The sequence below is a fragment of the Corynebacterium sp. MSK122 genome (assembly GCF_030229435.2).
Lineage (GTDB): Bacteria > Actinomycetota > Actinomycetes > Mycobacteriales > Mycobacteriaceae > Corynebacterium > Corynebacterium marquesiae.
Window position 1 is genome coordinate 1 of the sequence record NZ_JASPHV020000026.1, and the last position, 15,134, is coordinate 15,134.

Annotated in this window: 16 protein-coding genes and 1 pseudogene; 9 read left to right on the forward strand and 8 right to left on the reverse strand. The window is 60.9% G+C overall.

From position 1 onward, the window contains the following. From QP934_RS09960 to QP934_RS09975, 4 genes and pseudogenes are all read left to right on the forward strand, one after another. A pseudogene (locus QP934_RS09960) lies at window positions 1-120 on the forward strand (IS30 family transposase); the annotation flags it as partial. Window positions 121-197: 77 nt separating this feature from the next. After that, window positions 198-401 carry a tRNA 2-thiouridine-synthesizing protein gene (locus QP934_RS09965; RefSeq protein WP_419127440.1) on the forward strand — a complete coding sequence of 68 codons (204 nt, stop codon included), beginning with the start codon at window positions 198-200 and terminating at the stop codon, window positions 399-401. Then, a complete protein-coding gene (locus QP934_RS09970; protein ID WP_419127441.1) occupies window positions 401-1,528 on the forward strand; it encodes a hypothetical protein in 1,128 nt (375 codons plus the stop codon). The genes QP934_RS09965 and QP934_RS09970 overlap by 1 nt, the downstream gene beginning before the upstream one ends. A gap of 183 nt (window positions 1,529-1,711) precedes the next feature. Continuing rightward, window positions 1,712-2,959 carry an HNH endonuclease signature motif containing protein gene (locus QP934_RS09975; RefSeq protein WP_419127442.1) on the forward strand — a complete coding sequence of 416 codons (1,248 nt, stop codon included), beginning with the start codon at window positions 1,712-1,714 and terminating at the stop codon, window positions 2,957-2,959. A 220-nt stretch (window positions 2,960-3,179) separates the two neighbouring features. Here the strand turns inward: QP934_RS09975 and QP934_RS09980 are convergent, their stop codons facing one another. From QP934_RS09980 to QP934_RS09990, 3 genes are read right to left on the reverse strand one after another with little or no spacing between them, the layout of a single operon-like run. After that, on the reverse strand, window positions 3,180-3,803 hold the full coding sequence (locus QP934_RS09980; RefSeq protein WP_150851107.1) for a DUF3239 domain-containing protein: 624 nt from the start codon (window positions 3,801-3,803) through the stop codon (window positions 3,180-3,182). Further along, window positions 3,800-5,425: a DNA repair helicase XPB gene (locus QP934_RS09985; protein ID WP_419127443.1), complete on the reverse strand. Its 1,626-nt coding sequence runs from the start codon at window positions 5,423-5,425 to the stop codon at window positions 3,800-3,802. Before QP934_RS09985 ends, QP934_RS09980 begins: the two co-directional genes overlap by 4 nt. Continuing rightward, on the reverse strand, window positions 5,422-7,437 hold the full coding sequence (locus QP934_RS09990; protein WP_419127444.1) for a helicase-associated domain-containing protein: 2,016 nt from the start codon (window positions 7,435-7,437) through the stop codon (window positions 5,422-5,424). Before QP934_RS09990 ends, QP934_RS09985 begins: the two co-directional genes overlap by 4 nt. Window positions 7,438-7,503: 66 nt before the next feature. On the opposite strand from QP934_RS09990, the gene QP934_RS09995 reads away from it, so the two are divergent. Further along, window positions 7,504-7,689: a hypothetical protein gene (locus QP934_RS09995; protein ID WP_023022020.1), complete on the forward strand. Its 186-nt coding sequence runs from the start codon at window positions 7,504-7,506 to the stop codon at window positions 7,687-7,689. 87 nt (window positions 7,690-7,776) lie between these two features. On the opposite strand, the gene QP934_RS10000 is transcribed toward QP934_RS09995, so the two are convergent. After that, a complete protein-coding gene (locus QP934_RS10000) occupies window positions 7,777-8,406 on the reverse strand; it encodes a resuscitation-promoting factor Rpf1 domain-containing protein (RefSeq protein ID WP_419127445.1) in 630 nt (209 codons plus the stop codon). Window positions 8,407-8,724: 318 nt separating this feature from the next. Between QP934_RS10000 and QP934_RS10005 the strand changes: the two genes are divergently transcribed. Next, on the forward strand, window positions 8,725-9,105 hold the full coding sequence (locus tag QP934_RS10005) for a cold-shock protein (protein ID WP_005323875.1): 381 nt from the start codon (window positions 8,725-8,727) through the stop codon (window positions 9,103-9,105). Here the strand turns inward: QP934_RS10005 and QP934_RS10010 are convergent. Next, window positions 9,102-9,680 carry a DUF2771 domain-containing protein gene (locus tag QP934_RS10010; RefSeq protein WP_419127446.1) on the reverse strand — a complete coding sequence of 193 codons (579 nt, stop codon included), beginning with the start codon at window positions 9,678-9,680 and terminating at the stop codon, window positions 9,102-9,104. The two genes, QP934_RS10005 and QP934_RS10010, sit on opposite strands and share 4 nt — an antisense overlap. A 6-nt stretch (window positions 9,681-9,686) precedes the next feature. Further along, window positions 9,687-10,451, reverse strand: coding sequence for a glutaminyl-peptide cyclotransferase (locus QP934_RS10015; RefSeq protein WP_419127447.1), 765 nt, complete (start codon window positions 10,449-10,451; stop codon window positions 9,687-9,689). A 38-nt stretch (window positions 10,452-10,489) separates the two neighbouring features. On the opposite strand from QP934_RS10015, the gene QP934_RS10020 reads away from it, so the two are divergent. Genes QP934_RS10020 through QP934_RS10030 form a run of 3 tightly spaced genes read left to right on the forward strand, consistent with a single transcriptional unit; the run spans window position 10,490 to window position 13,427 of the window. Beyond that, entirely contained in the window at window positions 10,490-11,158 is a 669-nt protein-coding gene (locus QP934_RS10020; protein WP_239274508.1) for a DUF3027 domain-containing protein, read from the forward strand. A 49-nt stretch (window positions 11,159-11,207) separates the two neighbouring features. Then, complete coding sequence (locus QP934_RS10025; RefSeq protein ID WP_419127448.1) at window positions 11,208-12,611, forward strand: NCS2 family permease; 1,404 nt, start codon at window positions 11,208-11,210, stop codon at window positions 12,609-12,611. 9 nt (window positions 12,612-12,620) lie between these two features. Beyond that, window positions 12,621-13,427: a TrmH family RNA methyltransferase gene (locus QP934_RS10030; RefSeq protein WP_284767289.1), complete on the forward strand. Its 807-nt coding sequence runs from the start codon at window positions 12,621-12,623 to the stop codon at window positions 13,425-13,427. Here QP934_RS10030 and QP934_RS10035 read toward each other — a convergent pair. Further along, on the reverse strand, window positions 13,388-14,218 hold the full coding sequence (locus tag QP934_RS10035; RefSeq protein ID WP_225747329.1) for a DUF6928 family protein: 831 nt from the start codon (window positions 14,216-14,218) through the stop codon (window positions 13,388-13,390). The genes QP934_RS10030 and QP934_RS10035 overlap by 40 nt on opposite strands. A 2-nt stretch (window positions 14,219-14,220) precedes the next feature. Further along, window positions 14,221-15,096 (reverse strand): septation protein SepH, encoded by an 876-nt coding sequence (gene sepH, locus QP934_RS10040; RefSeq protein ID WP_340419861.1) that lies wholly within the window; start codon window positions 15,094-15,096, stop codon window positions 14,221-14,223. Between the last annotated feature and the right edge of the window lie 38 nt (window positions 15,097-15,134).

Sequence of the window (15,134 nt, forward strand, 5' to 3'; positions counted from 1 at the left end):
CCCGAACATGTCGCGTGGGTGCAAAATGAGCTCAACGAAACACCCCGACAAATCCTCGGCGGCGCAACCCCACGTGAAATACTTAACGAACTATTCAAGCGTGGCGCATCCACCGCTTGATTCCGCCCACCTACCGTCTCCTTCCCTTTTTACGTTTTGCTAGCCTCGTCGGCATGGACCAAAAGTAAATTTCTAATGTGGTGGGCAAGTTGGAGCAAGGAATTCTTAGCCTGGAAGGCGTCGAAAAGCTGCTGGCTTACCTGGACAGCTTGCATCCGGATGATTTGGCCAGCGTGGATTTGCTCGTTGATCGCATGTTTGAAGACGAACGGAACCAAATATGGGACCTCATGGAATCTCTCAAGGAGTTTCTTGCGGATTTAAAGGAATGCCAGAAGTAATGCAGACGCTTGCGGAAGCAACCATTACCCTTGTAAAGCCCTCCGGACTAAACTTGGCTGACCCCTACGATTCTAGCCAGTACGCCGACCAGGTGTGGCAGATCGGTGAGCTGCTCCAGGCTGCCATTTTTGAACCGCAACTTCTAGCCGGCTATGGAATTGAGGCAATCAAGGCTCAAGATATTTTCCCAGTGGCACAACGCGCAGTTGATGAAGTTCTGCAGCTACTGCCACTTGTTGAGGATTCAAACTACGCCGTGCGTTGGAGTGCCGAGCGCTTGGCGCAGGAACTACCTCATGCAGCTCAACTATCTAAGGTTGACGGGCTGTACTTGGCCCAGTGGCTCTTGGGCATTCTTGAGTCGCCGTATGCGGAACAAATGGATGTTGACCCCGTGCAGTACGAGGAATCTTTAGGGGTGGAGGGCGTGAAGAAGCTCCGCGAGCGGGCGCAGGGTGCGTATGCGAGGCGTCGGTTGGCGGTGCTTTCTGGCTCTGCCGTGGACGTATTTCGTACTCACACGGACGGATACGAGCAGCTGATTCGCGGCCTTTCGGAGATAGGTCAGTTTGAGCTTGCCTATAAGTACTCAGAGAAAGCGATGCTAGCGCTGCCCACGGAGGATACTTTCAATATTGTTACTTTTTGGGCCGCGCTTTCCGACGCCCACTTTCCCGACCGTAGCCCCACCGTCCACCGTCTAGCATTCGATAGTTTTCCAATGCTATCGACTGCGCGTGGCCTTTTCGCTGCGGTAGGGGACACCGCGTCCGTGCTCATCCAGACTCGCTTGCGGGATAAACCATGGGACCTCGCGATGTTCCAGTACTTGTGCCTCGAGGATCCGGAGCGTGCTTGGGCAACAGCCTCGGACGCCGGAATTGAATGGAGCTTGGTAGAACAGCTTCTTCCGGACTTGCCGGACGAGACCATTCCCATTCTAATGCGAATAGTCGAGGAGCAGTTGGAAAACAAGTGTGGTCGCGACCAAGCGTATGAGTTGCTCGGAAAGCTTCAAAAGGTTTCTGAACCAACTTCCTTTGAAGAATTCCTGGGTCGTCTAAAACGGAAGTTTTACGACTGCCCTGAGATTCTTTCCCTGCTTGCTGGCGTCGACGAACTCTAAACAATTCCTTTTACCCCCGCTGGCGGGTGTGGTGCGACTCCGGGGATCCCTGCGGATTTAGGGCACCCTATTCGAACATAAACACCCCCACCAAGGCCTCATGTCCTTCACTCGGGATACTATAAGGGCACCTGTTAGAAAGCACGTACGAATCCTGTTCTTCTCTGTTGGAGTGCCCCGTCCATGACTGTCACACTAAGCCCGCCCGAACCGGATACCACCCTCGACTCCCCAGACACCCTCCTCATCGGCGACCAGTCCGACGCTTACCAGCTAGACGATGGTGATGTGCCGGAAGCGTTCTACACCACCAACGCCCCCGGAAATCACATTGGTAAAGCCGGCACCTATACGCGCAAAACCTCCTGGTTCCTCTACCGCGCCATCCTCCCCCAACTAGACGAGGATGTTGACCTAAGCCTGACCAGCCTTGCCAAAGACCTCGGCATCTCCTACTCGAAGCTCCTCGGATATCTGCGCGCCCACTTCCGCATGCGCCAACTACCCCTAGTCACCGAAGTACAAGGCCAGCACTGGATACTCGACCTTAACAAGCTGCGCATCATCGACCGCGAACTCAACAGGCTTGAAGACAACCCAGACCACCTTGAAGCCATCGACGCCGCACTCGCAGACTTCCTCACCCCCACCACACCCAACCAAACAGTACCCACCGATGCTGATCTGCGCCGATTTATCCGCACCTTCATCGACTGCCACCTGCGCCCCGAAGACAAAGAACAACAACCCCAACCACGACTGCGCATCAACTACAACCCAGATAACACCACCACATTCACACTTACCTGCGATAGCGCCACCGCCACCATCATCGCCCGCCACATCGACGCCCACACCAACCAGGCCGCAACCACCGCCGCACAAGCACTCATCGACCTGATCCTCGAAGACACCCACACCAGCGTCGCCATCAACACATTCACCACCAACCCCAACACCAACCTGGTCTTTCACCCCGGTGCCGGATGGATAAACCTCGACCACGCCCCCACAGACAACACCTTCATCCGCCGACTTAAAGCCGACGAGATAGACTCCTACACCCCCAACACCGACATCCGCGCCTACACCCAAGGACGCGACGCCACCTGCCGCTGGCCCGGCTGCACCGTCCCCGCCACCAGGTGCCAACTCGACCACCGCATCGAATACCACCACGGCGGGCCCACCAGCCCAGACAATCTAGTACACCTCTGCCAACACCACCACAACATCAAAACCGACCGCAGAATCCACTACATCCTCGACCCCATCACCGGCACCATCGCCTGGCTCCACCACGACGGCACCTACCAACTAGACCACGCCACCGGACCACTAGCGACCTCCCAAGCCCACTGGAACCACACCTGGGCCCAATACCTCGCACTACAACAACAACGAATAAAAAGAAATGAAGCGAAGAGATAAACCCCAAGCCCCGCGGATTAATCGCGGTTGCGAGGGCTGCATATTTAGCGCGTAACTCGGTTTCTCGTTGAGAGCTACCGAGCTGTTGAACATGCCTCGTGTGCTCGCAGCACGAGAAAAGACGACGGCCAATTCCTTGTTTCGAGATGGAAGTTTCAGTTAGGTCTGATGAAGGAGGTCTCGGTGAAACAGAGCTATACCCGACGCAGCTAATGCAGCTTTAGAGAACGAGGAGGTCGAACTTCGTAGCCTTTACGTCAGAAAGGCGCTTGCGGGCGCGCTCGAGGCGCTGCCATTCCTCCTGGGGGATGGACTTTCGGGCGATGGTGACGGTTTCGGCGTCGGGGGTGCCCCAAGCAATGGGCATAGGGGTGATTTGCTGCCAGTGGTTGTTGTCCGCGCGGCCGGACACAGCGGCAACGGGAACCTTGGTGCCTACGGTGCGCTGGGTGCCGGGAATGGCGGTCACGGTGCGCAGACACGCAGCCCAGCGGGGAGGAAGAGAAGGATCCACGTTGGTGTTGACCAAGGCGAGCAGGACCATGTCGCGCTCGTTAACCTCAGCGATGACTGCTGGGGCAAGGGGATAGGAGTCATAAAGCTGCTGGGCGGTGCCGACTTTACGGGCGGCGGCAAAGCCGACGATGGCTACCATGATTCCGAAAAGGATCATGCCGAGGCCGATGGTAATGCCCCAGGAAAATCCCCACCAGATGGCCGCGCCGCCGATGATGAGCAGGATGCCCAGCACGAGGCCGGAGATGCGAAGGCGGTTGGAATCGCGCAAGAGCTCGTTGTTGGCCTTGGCAAAGGACTCGTCTACGTCGAACTTGAAGATTTTCATTGTTCTAAGTCTAGTGCGTCGATAAGCCGGTAGGCATATCCCTGCTCGGCGAGGAATCGCTGGCGGTGCACGGCGTAGTCCGCGTCGAGGCTATCGCGCGTGACCAGCGAGTAAAAGAGAGCCTCTTCTTCCTTCGGGCGGAGTAGTCGGCCGAGGCGTTGAGCCTCTTCTTGGCGGGAGCCGAAGGTGCCGGAGACTTGGATGGCCAGGGCGGCCTCGGGAAGATCGATGGAGAAATTGGCCACCTTGGATACGACGAGTACAGGGAGCGTGCCGTCCCGGAATTGTTGGAAGAGGCGCTCGCGCTTGGCGGTGGAGGTGGAGCCGTCGATAACGGGGGCGTCGAGATGCGCGCCGAGTTCTTTGAGCTGGTCGACGTAACCGCCGATGATGAGCGCTTGCTGTGGGTGCCGGGCCAAGATCTTGTCTACCGCATGGAGCTTGGCGGCGGCTTGGGCGGCGATGCGGTAGCGGTCGCGAGGTTGGGCGGTGGCGTACAGCATGCGTTCCTCGGCGTCCATATCCACGCGGACCTCGATGCATTCGGCGGCGGCGATATAGCCGGCCATTTCGAGTTCTTTCCACGGGGCGTCGTAGCGCTTGGGTCCGATGAGGGAGAAGACGTCACCCTCGCGGCCGTCCTCGCGCACGAGGGTGGCGGTAAGTCCTAGCCGACGCCGCGATTGCAGGTCCGAGGTCATGCGGAACACCGGGGCGGGAAGGAGGTGGACCTCGTCGTAGATGATGAGGCCCCAGTCCCGGGAATCGAAGAGCTCGAGGGCCCGGTATTCGCCCTTGGTTTTGCGGGTGACCACCTGGTAGGTGGCGATCGTGATGGGTTTGATTTCCTTCTTTTCGCCAGAGTATTCGCCGATTTCGTTTTCGGTGAGGGTGGTGCGGCGCAGGAGCTCGTCGCGCCACTGTCGGCCGGCGACGGTATTGGTGACCAGGATGAGCGTGGTAGATTCCGCCTTGGCCATCGCAGCCGCGCCGACGATGGTTTTGCCGGCGCCGCACGGCAGTACGACGACGCCCGAGCCGCCGGACCAAAAGGCCTCGGTGGCGTACTGCTGATAATCACGCAGCTGCCAGCCGTCGTGATTGAGGGCGATGGGGTGGGACTCACCATCGACGTAGCCGGCGAGGTCTTCTGCCGGCCAGCCGGCTTTGAGGAGGGCTTGTTTAAGGCGGCCGCGCTCGGAGGGCGGGACGGCGATGGAATGCTCGTCGATGCGCGCGCCGAGGAGTTTTCCGGTAGCGCCGCGGGTAAGTTCTTCGAGGATGGGCGGCTCATCGGACTCGAGGATGAGGCCGTGGGCCGGGTGGGCGTGGAGGCAGACGCGGCCGTAGCGGGACATGGTTTCGGCGACGTCGACAAGCAGGGCTTGGGGGACTGGAAAGCGGGAGTAGTTTTCCAGGACGTCGACGACCTGCTCGGCATCGTGCCCGGCCGCGCGGGCATTCCACAACGCGAGCGGGGTGATGCGGTAAGTGTGCACGTGCTCGGGGGCGCGCTCGAGCTCCGCAAAGGGAGCGAGCGCGGCGCGGGCCTCGGCGGCCTGGGCGTGATCCACCTCGAGCAGGACGGTCTTATCCGACTGCACAATCAATGGTCCATTCATGGCTCCAGCGTAACGGAGGTGATCCGGTGCAAGGGAAACCGGATGGTAGAGCCATCGGCCGCGCGAGCGTCGATTTGCCCGCCCGCCACGGTCAGCGGGGTGACGGTGCGTTTCTTTTCGTTGCCGTTCTTGTCGGCATACCCGATGGTGATCGGCCGGGCAGTGCGCGCGGCGGCGTGGACTATATCGAGGCTGGGCGTGGAAGGCCCGGCGTCGTCGCGCAGGGTGCGCATCGCCTTCGCAATGTCCGGAGAAGTGGTGGCGCGGCGGGCGGTGGGCGTCGGCAGTGTAGCGGGTTCGGGCGCGACGTTAAGGCTGGCGCCGCTTTCGTCCTCAGCAGCGGGAGAGAGTCCGTGCTCGCGCAGGCGCTCCAGTAGGTTGTGCACCGGCAATTGGGACACCGCGACGGTGGGCGCGAGCAGGCGCAAGGGCGCTGCCTTGAGCGCAATCTGGAGGAGCGCCGGGTCCTCGCTGCGCAGGTAGGACAGCGCCGGGCCAGAGCGCAGGGTGCCATGGCGCTTGGCGACGTCCCCGATGTGGAACTCCAGCGTCTGCGGCACCTCCCCGTGGGCGGCGAAAAAGGCCTGGATTTCCTCCCCAGTCATGCCGCGATCCAGACCGCGACGCAGGGAAGCATCCGAGATGCGATAGACGCTGGCCAGGCCGGGAGACTCGAGGTCGGCGACTGATTCGAGCTGCTGGTGGGTCTCCGGATCGAGCGGGCCGGGAACCAATACGGTCATATCCGCTTGGATGAGAAAGTAGTCGACGGTGTCGGGGGTCAGGCGGGCGGCGGCGTCGGGGCCGTCGATAAGCACGCTGGTGGGGCGCTCGAGGGCAATGGCACCGATCCACTCGGCTTCCGCGCGGAGTTCGGCGATGGTCTCGTCCGAAGTGTGGGTGGCAAAGAGCGGAAAGTGGAAGCGTAGGGATTCTTCGAAGGTGGGTTTCCCCCCACGCAGGTAGACCTGCAGGACTTTTTGTCTAAATTCCGGCAGCCGATCATTGGTGTGCGCTAGCGTGCGGCCTTCCCTTGTCCATGGGGAGGCAGTCCAAGCCTCGAGCAGAAGTTGCCATTTTTCTGCGAGGTTCGCATCGAGCCAAGCCTGGGCGAGCTCCGTTGGCGCGAGGAAATTGCCGTCGAAGTTTTTCGGCTCGCCGCGGCTGAGCAGGCGGGCGGTTATGCCCAGGCCGATGAGGCGGCGTAGCTCCTCCTCATCGACGTGGAGAGTTTTGCTCAGGTTGGTGAGCTGGCGAACGCCGACGGTCTTGTCCTTGAGCAGTTCTATCGGCCGCGCGCCTAGGGCGTCAATGACGCGCTGCATGCCGCGCACGGCGGAAAGCCCGGCCGCAGTACCGGCATCATCGGCCTTGGGATCCGGGGCGGGGGATTCGGTGATCCCCTCTATTGGGATTGGGGCGGTGGGCTTGCCGTTGAGCGCCAGGTGTACGGCGCGAGGCAGGCGGACGGTGGTGGCGTCCACGCGCTGGAGCAGCTGCTTGGCGATGAGCCGCGGAATCGGCCGGGCCGGATCCGCATCGATGGCCGCATCCCGCGTGGTGCCCAGGCCATTGGAACGCGACAGGGTCTCGAGAACCTTCCGTTCTTCGTCCGGCAGCTCGGTGATGTCCTCCGGGCTGACCTGGACCTGGTCGAGGAGGGACCAGCCCGTGGGAAGGGCAGGCATGACCTCGGGCGGGATGAGGATGTTGCCGTAGGCCAAGCCGCGCTCCTTGAGCTGGCGGGTGATGTCCGGATTAAGGTCTTCTACTTCTTCGAGTTCTCCTCCGCGGCGCGCGATGGCTTCGATTTCCGCAAGCTGCCGTGCAGTGCAGTTCATGAGCGCCCGCGCGATAGAAGTGCGCAGTAGCAGGCGGGTAGCGAGCGCGGCGATGCTCGGGGGTAGCGGATTGAGCACATCCGGCCGGTTGCGGAGGATGGTGGCCAGCTCTTCTTCCTCAAGGGAGGCGAGCCACGTGCGGAAATGCGGGAGGTGGGAAGACTGAGTCATGATGTCACCCCAGTTTAGTTATCGTTTGAGTTACGTTTTTGCGCAAGGTTTGAAATAATAAGGGCTATGTCGAATGAGAAGAAGGGTCACGTTTCCCCGGCTTGGCCGAAGAACGAAAATCGCGAGCACGCAATCACCGAAATCTCTGCGCCTTTTGCTGGTGCATCCAGCCCCTACGGCGATGATCTGATCTTGCCGATGCCGGCAGAGAAGCTGAACTACGTTCACCCTTATACTCGCATCAATCGCTAGAGTATTTCCCCGCCTTGGTGCGGGGATTTTTCTTTCATACAAAAGGGCCCCTTTGCTACTGCAAAGGGGCCCGTTTATCGCTATGTTTTAGCGGGTGATGTTCTCAATCATCTGCGCAATCGGGTCGATGACGTTGCGGTTGGCAGAGTAGAAGTTGTTGAAGTCGTGGCGGTTAGCCTTGTACAGCTCGGTGAACTGCGGGGGCAGAGCCAGGCCGTAGGAGTTAGCGGCATTCTTGATGGTGTTGTACAGAGCATCAACGGCCAGCTCGTCGGACTTCTGAGCGGCAGCCTGCTTGACCGGAGCCGGTGCCTGGGCCGGAGCCTTAGGAGCAGCGGACGGAGCGGTGCGCGGGGTCGGAGCGGAGTTCAGGCCAAGGGAAGCGGAGCAAGCCGGCCATGCGCCCCAGCCCTGGGAAGCAAGCACGCGCTCGGCGACGACAATCTGCTGCTCGCGGGTAGCCTGGTCAGCGGTAGCAGCGAACTGGCCGCCACCATTGGCCTGCCAGGTCTGCGGGTTGAACTGCAGGCCGCCGTGGTAGCCGTTGCCGGTGTTGATGTGCCAGTTGCCGCCGGCCTCGCACTGTGCCAGACGGTCCCAGTCGGAATCTGGGGCAGCGGATGCGGTCGGTACCATGATGGCAGCGGCGGCGCCGAAGGCGACGGTGCCGGCGGTGAACTTAGCGGCCATACGGTTCTTAGCGGAGTGGCGTCCCATGTAGTTAGTCCTCTCTGTGTGCCCGCATTAAGTGCAAAGAATATGTACCAAAAAGAAAGGGCGGGCGAGGGCAACTTTCTTAACGGCTCTTAAGTGTCTGGGGAAAGCGTAGCGGTTTATAACGAAAGTGTCACGTTATGGGCACTAAATGGGAAAGAAATGGGGCGAATGTGGCGAGTGCAGGGGTATTTGTGCAGGTGAGCGGCGAACAGTGATCTATGCCACATAACGCGGGTGTGTCGCGCTAGCGCGCGACTTCTGTTGTTTTGACCAGGCAGCTAAAATAAAGATTTTCCCCTAGAGAAGAGGTGGGTACCTATGCCTATTGGCAAAGTGAAGTGGTATGACGCCGAGAAAGGTTTCGGTTTCGTCAGCAACCCCGGCGATGAAGACGTCTATGTTGGCCGCAACGTGCTGCCCAAGGGAGTAGAGGAACTGTTCCCCGGCCAGCGCATCGACTTCGATTTCGCGGCCGGGCGCCGCGGTCCGCAGGCGCTGCGGGTCAAGGTATTGGATAAGCCGCGTCGCCGCACGCCGGCCCGCAAGCCGGAAGAGCTCGGCAGCATGGTCTCTGACGTGATGACCTTGCTGGAGTCGCAGATTCAGCCGGTGCTTAATTCCGGCCGCTACCCGGAGCGCAAGACTGGGCGCCAGGTAGCAGAAATCCTCCGCGCAATCGCGAAGGATTTGGATAGCTAATCAGAAGCCTTCGTGGATTCCTCCGCGGAGGCTTCTCGTTCTTTATCGGTCATCGTGGTAAGTGACCACACGGTGGCCAAGGGGGTTTCGTCACCGTTGTCATCGGTGCCGATCATCATGGAGGAAATCTCTACCACCTTGAGGCGGGGGCGCTTGCCGGTAGAGGCCTTGATGGGTTCTACCGAACCGGGGATCGATACCTCGGTGGTCTCGTTTGCGCCGTGCGCGGTTTCATCGTTGGCGGCGGGGTCATCGTAGATGGAAAGAATCTTCCACTCGTGATCGGAGATTTCTTCGGGGATCTCCAGTTTGAGGGTGTCATCATCCCCCACGGTGAGGTTCGGGACCTCGCCTTCCGGGCATTCGGCGCCGGGCTCGCATGCAATGTACGGGGCGACGTCGATGGAATTATCGCCCACGGAGGCGGTGACCTTGATGTCGCGGGGATCGGGACCCGGGCGCTGGTTCCACCAGTTTTGGAAGATCACTACGGCGGCGACGATGACCGCCACGACCACGATGAGGGCCAAGATCTGCAGCAGCGACTTTTTCCTTGCTTCCTTACGGGTTGCCATGGGCCTTTACCTTACTCGAACGTGGAAGAGTTCTTCCCACCGCTTGCCGGTAAGCCAGAACTCCTCGCCTGTGATGTGTGCGATGCCGTTGAGGACATCATCGGGGTCGGTATAGCGGGACTTATCAATTGCGTCGGTGGAGATTATGGCGGTTACTCGGCCGGTGGATGGATCGATGCGGTAGATATTGTCATCCATCCAGACATTGGCGTAGACGGCATCGCCCACGCACTCGAGTTCATTGATGTCTTCGAGGGGCTTTCCCTCTAGGGTGACGTCGGTTGTGGAGCGCTCCGCGAAGGTCTCTGGGTCCATATGCCGCAGGGTCGCGGAGCCATCGGACATGAGGAGATCCTCGCCGGTATTGCACAAGCCCCAGCCCTCGCCCGAGTAGGTGGCGGTATCTACCTGGCGCAGGTCGTGATCGTATTTCAGGGCTTGGCCGGACTTCCAGGTCAGCTGCCAGATGGAATCGCCGGCTTGGGTAATGCCCTCGCCAAAGTAGCGGTTATCCAGGCGCGTTTCGGCCAAGGTTTCGCCGGTTTTGGGGGAGAAGCGCTCTAAACGGGATTCTCCCCATTGGCCGGTGCCCAGGAGCAAGTTGCCGTCCGGATCCGTTTCGAGGCCCTGCGTAAAGGAATTGGGCGGCAGGGAAGCGGTGCCGAGAACCTCGACGGAGAGGTGTTCTACTTCGGGTTCTGCTGGTGTAGAGGAACAGGCGACGAGCGTGCAGGGGAGGAGAATGCAGGCGGCGCGGGAAAGAAACGACATGCACCATATGTACCACCGCGTGCGCTCCATAATGAATAATGAGGGACGTGAGTAAGCGAAAAGCAAATCCATTGATCGATTCCCGCGCCGTGCGCATCGCGCGCGAGGCGTTGGATGAGGTGGGGGAAGGGGGCGTCGGCAAGCATATCGGCGTCGCCGGGATGGGCCGAAACGTTGCTACCCACCGATTTGAAGCAGAAATGCCTGGCTACCCTGGCTGGGAATGGCAGGCGGTGCTCGCCTGCGCGGAAGGATCGCGCTACGTCACCGTCAATGAGGTGGCACTGGTGCCGGGAGGGGAGGCCCTGCAGCCGCCGGAATGGGTGCCCTATGAGGACCGTGTGCGCCCCGGTGACCTTGGCCCCGGAGACCTGATGCCACCGGCCGTGGATGATTCCCGCCTGGACGGGGAAACTTTGTCTAAATCCGGCCTGGAAGACGCCAAGAAGCGCTGGCGCACCGAGTTCGGCCCCAATACGGATATGGCGGCCAAGGCGCGCCTGCAATGCCGCACCTGTGCGTTTTATGTGCAGCTGTTGGACAACTATGGCGTCTGCGCCAATGAGTACTCGGCGGACGGCCGGGTGGTGCACTCGCGCTATGGCTGCGGTGCACATTCGCAGACGCGCGTGCGGGAAGAAAAGACCCCGGAAGTGGCCTTCGATGATGAAAAACCCATCTTCCAGGATTTTGAAATCGAGGATTAAGGCAGCACACTTATGGCGTAAGACTCGCTGTACGTGAAAGGCGCAGGCGTTGAAAGCCACTCTCGATCGCTACTTCCATATCTCTGAACGTGGTTCCTCCATTGGAACCGAGCTACGCGCGGGAACGGTCTCGTTCTTCGCCATGGCCTATATCATCCTCTTGAACCCGCTCATCCTCGGTACTACCGAGGACGCGGAGGGCTACGCGCTGGGCGTGCCACAGGTCGCTGCCGCCACCGCGCTGGTCGCTGGCGTCATGTCCATCCTTTTCGGTGCGATTGCCAAGTACCCCTTCGCCATGGCCGCAGGCTTGGGCATGAATACCTTCGTGGGCGTGAGCATGGTCGCCACGAGCGGGCTGACCTGGCAAGAATCCATGGGCCTGGTGGTCATCGAGGGCATCATCATCGTCCTGCTGGCCATCTCCGGCTTCCGCACCGCCGTCTTTGACGCCATCCCGCAGTCCATGAAGGCGGCGATGGGCGTGGGTATCGGCATGTTCATCGCCATGATTGGCCTCGTGGATGGTGGGTTTGTCACCCGTGTGCCGGACGCCGCGCACACCACCGTGCCGGTGAGCCTGGGTATTAATGGATCGATTTCCACTTGGCCGGCGCTGGTCTTTGTCATTGGCCTCATTATCTGTTCCTTCATGGTCATCCGGAACGTGCCGGGCGGGCTCTTTATAGCCATCGTCCTTACCACCGTCATCGCGTTCATCGTGCAGGCGTTTACCGGCTCTGAGGACTGGGGCATGGCCGCGCCGGTGAAGCCGGAGGCGCTCGGCGGCATTCCGGATCTGTCCATCGTGGGCGATGTGAACCTGGTGGGCGCCTTTACCAAGATCGGCGTCATCTCCACAGTGCTGCTGATTTTTACGCTCTTGCTGACCAACTTCTTCGATGCGATGGGCACCATGACCGGCCTGGGCAAGCAGGGCAAGCTTGTTGACGCCGACGGCAACCTCCCCGACATGAAGAAGGCCCTCGTCGTCGAGGGCTTCGGCGCCGTGGCCGGCGGCCTGGGCTCTGCTTCTTCCAATACCGTCTTTGCGGATTCCTCCGCCGGCATTGCCGATGGTGCGCGCACCGGCCTGGCCAACCTCATGACCGGTGTGCTCTTCCTCGCAGCGATGTTTTTGACGCCGCTGTATGAAATCGTGCCCATCGAGGCCGCCTCCCCGGTGCTGGTCATTGTCGGCGTGATGATGGCCGCGCAGCTGACCGAGATCCGCTGGACCAAGATGGAGATCTCCATCCCCGCCTTCCTCACCATTGTGACCATGCCGTTTACCTATTCCATTGCCAACGGCATCGGCGTGGGCTTCATCTCCTTCGCGCTTATGTCCACCTTTGCCGGCAAGGCCAAGGACGTGCACTGGATCATGTGGCTCTTGGCTGGCCTCTTCGTGATTTTCTTTGGCATGGATCCGATTTCCAATGCCATCGGCTAGCCTAAGGGCATGCTGATTACTGACCCCACAGACCCTCGCCTGGACGATATTCGGAACCTCAACAAATCCGATAAATCCGGCGAGGGTCTCGTCATTGCAGAGGGCCCGCTGGTGGTCTCCCGGCTGGCCGAATCCCGGTTCCCCATGCGCTGCCTCGTGGGCTTTCCCAAGAAGGTAGAGGCCTATATTTCTGAGTATGGCGAGCCGGAATGCCCCATCTACGAGGTCTCCCGCGAGACCCTAGCGGAGGTGGCCGGCTTCGATATGCACCGCGGGCTGGTCGCCGCCGCGGACCGCGCCCCTGAGCCGGAGGTGAGCGAGATCGTGGAATCTGCCCAGACCATCGCCGTGCTCGAGGGCGTGGGTGATCACGAGAATATCGGCGCCATCTTCCGCCACGCCGCAGGCATGGGCGTGGACGCGGTGCTGCTGGGCTCCGGTGCGGCGGATCCGCTCTACCGGCGCTCGGTGCGCGTGTCCATGGGGCACGTGCTGCGCTTGCCCTTTGCTCATTTAGAGGGCGGGTTTACTACCTGGCAGCGTTCCTTGCAGGCGCTTGCCGACGCCTCCTTTACCCTCATTTCCTTAACCCCCAACCCCCAGGCGGTGCACTTGGCCGAGGCCATGCATGGCCTGGATAAGGTGGCGATGCTCGTCGGTGCGGAGGGCCCTGGCCTTACCGAACACGCAATGAAGGCCACCGATATACGCGCACGCATACCGATGGCCCCTGGTACGGATTCTCTTAATGTGGCGACCGCCGCCGCCATTTCTTTTTATGAGCGCCAGCGCTCCTTGAGCGACTTAAACGTCTGAGCGCTCCAATTGCCAATGAGCGAGCCCAAGTGCTTGGCGGTGGAGATGATTTCCTCGCCGGTGGATTCCGGCTCGGCGCTATGATCCTCGTAGTCGTCATAGTCGTTCAGGCCCAGCTTATTGGCCGACTGCGCGGCTAGTTCCCCCACGGTTTGCTTGGGCTTCGGCGGGTCGATCTTTGGCTCTGGGCGGCCATCGACGGCGTAGCCCACAACGTCCAGATCCGGGCCATCATGGCCCACCTCGATGCCGAGCCAGTGTTCCTGGGCTGCCTGCATGATGCCCTGCGGCTCAAAGGGGAGGGAAATCCCGCCGATCGGCTCGTACTTTTCTCCTGCCCAGTAGGGCGCCTCGAAGGGCTCGGGCAGACCGGTGTCCTCGTAGAGGTGCTCGCGGGTAGCGCATAGACAGCGCTTGAGCTCGCCGCCCTCCCACAGGGCGAAGCCGGCATAGCCTTCTTTCTCGTTGCTGGCCAGCGCGATGACGCGCTGGGCGGGCACCGCATTAAGGAGCGTTTCTGGCAGCTGGGAAAGGAGAACAGAATCGCCCTCGCAGACCGTTTGCACCACGGTGATGCCGGGGTAGCCGCCGATGTAGTACTCGTTCGGATCCGTCTGCGCGGAGCGGTTAAGTGGGAATTGCCCAATCGGCGTGACCGGGAAGGTGGGGTCTAGCTGGGCGAGGAATTTCCGCCCAAAACCGCGATCCGCCTTGGGCTCGGTCTTCAACACCTCTTCCGCATTGGGTTGAGAGATATACCAGAGAGTAAGTACTGCGTGAGAGATGTCCACGATTAGTCCCTAGGGCGCTTGGTATTGGAGCGAACACCGAGCAGCACGTCCTCCCAATGCGGGGTGACAGCCTTGCGGCGGCGCTTGGTGGGCTTTTCTTCCGGCGAGGGGTTCTGCAAGAACTCCTCTTCCTCCGGCTCTTCCGGAGGGGTGGTCGGCGCGGTGAGGTCGGTGACGTTGCTCGGCTGATCGCCATCGATAGCTTCGTCATAGCGGCCGCTGCCCAGCGAGGTCAGCGAGCGCACCGGCTGGACGAAATCCGGGTCTGTCAGGTCCGCGGCCACCGAGTTGCGCGCCTCCACCGTGGCAGGCGAGGACATGGACTGCTTGAAGTACCACTCCGCCTCGTTCTCGGACAAGCCGGCCTTCCACGTCACGCGCACGATCCAGGCCTCGCCCTGGTGGCGGTAGGCGTCCCAGCTGGACTCGGAGAGCGAGTGTCCGCGGGCGGCAAAGGCGGTGGCAAGAACCTCCCACAGGGTGAGCTTGGCCGGGCCGTCCTCGCGTACCGGGTGTGCCTGCTTGGCAATCTCCGCGATGCGGTTGCGCTCCAGCATGACCGGGTAGGCGAAGGGCTCGATGCGAGATTCGGTCACGCCCATTTCTTCCGCCAACTCCGCCGCGGAGGTGCCGGCGCGAATGCGGTTTTGGATCTCCGCCGGGCGGATCTTTGTCTCTTCCACCGGTTCCGGTTTGGTGGGCTTGGCCAGGCTGATGGCCGGAGCCGCCGGTTCCTCTTCCGGGGTTTCTACCGGCTCGCCCTGCAGGGCCTCGCGCAGCTCATCGGTGATGGAGAGGAAAAACTCTTCGCCGTCTTCGGTGCGCAGCACCAAAGAGGTTTCGGTCGATTCGCTGTCAACTGGGAACAGCTCGCGCATAATAGGGCGCTCCTTTTGCCTATCGACGGCGGACAAAT

Bases quoted from the DNA above. Each gene is read 5' to 3' on its own strand.
- QP934_RS09990 (WP_419127444.1), bottom strand. From the start codon at position 7,437: ATGACTCAGTCTTCCCACCTCCCGCATTTCCGCACGTGGCTCGCCTCC.
- QP934_RS09970 (WP_419127441.1), top strand. From the start codon at position 401: ATGCAGACGCTTGCGGAAGCAACCATTACCCTTGTAAAGCCCTCCGGA.
- QP934_RS09975 (WP_419127442.1), top strand. From the start codon at position 1,712: ATGACTGTCACACTAAGCCCGCCCGAACCGGATACCACCCTCGACTCC.
- QP934_RS09980 (WP_150851107.1), bottom strand. From the start codon at position 3,803: ATGAAAATCTTCAAGTTCGACGTAGACGAGTCCTTTGCCAAGGCCAAC.
- QP934_RS10000 (WP_419127445.1), bottom strand. From the start codon at position 8,406: ATGGGACGCCACTCCGCTAAGAACCGTATGGCCGCTAAGTTCACCGCC.
- QP934_RS10010 (WP_419127446.1), bottom strand. From the start codon at position 9,680: ATGGCAACCCGTAAGGAAGCAAGGAAAAAGTCGCTGCTGCAGATCTTG.
- QP934_RS10030 (WP_284767289.1), top strand. From the start codon at position 12,621: ATGCTGATTACTGACCCCACAGACCCTCGCCTGGACGATATTCGGAAC.
- QP934_RS09985 (WP_419127443.1), bottom strand. From the start codon at position 5,425: ATGAATGGACCATTGATTGTGCAGTCGGATAAGACCGTCCTGCTCGAG.
- QP934_RS10020 (WP_239274508.1), top strand. From the start codon at position 10,490: ATGAGGGACGTGAGTAAGCGAAAAGCAAATCCATTGATCGATTCCCGC.
- QP934_RS09995 (WP_023022020.1), top strand. From the start codon at position 7,504: ATGTCGAATGAGAAGAAGGGTCACGTTTCCCCGGCTTGGCCGAAGAAC.
- QP934_RS10015 (WP_419127447.1), bottom strand. From the start codon at position 10,451: ATGTCGTTTCTTTCCCGCGCCGCCTGCATTCTCCTCCCCTGCACGCTC.
- sepH (WP_340419861.1), bottom strand. From the start codon at position 15,096: ATGCGCGAGCTGTTCCCAGTTGACAGCGAATCGACCGAAACCTCTTTG.
- QP934_RS10005 (WP_005323875.1), top strand. From the start codon at position 8,725: ATGCCTATTGGCAAAGTGAAGTGGTATGACGCCGAGAAAGGTTTCGGT.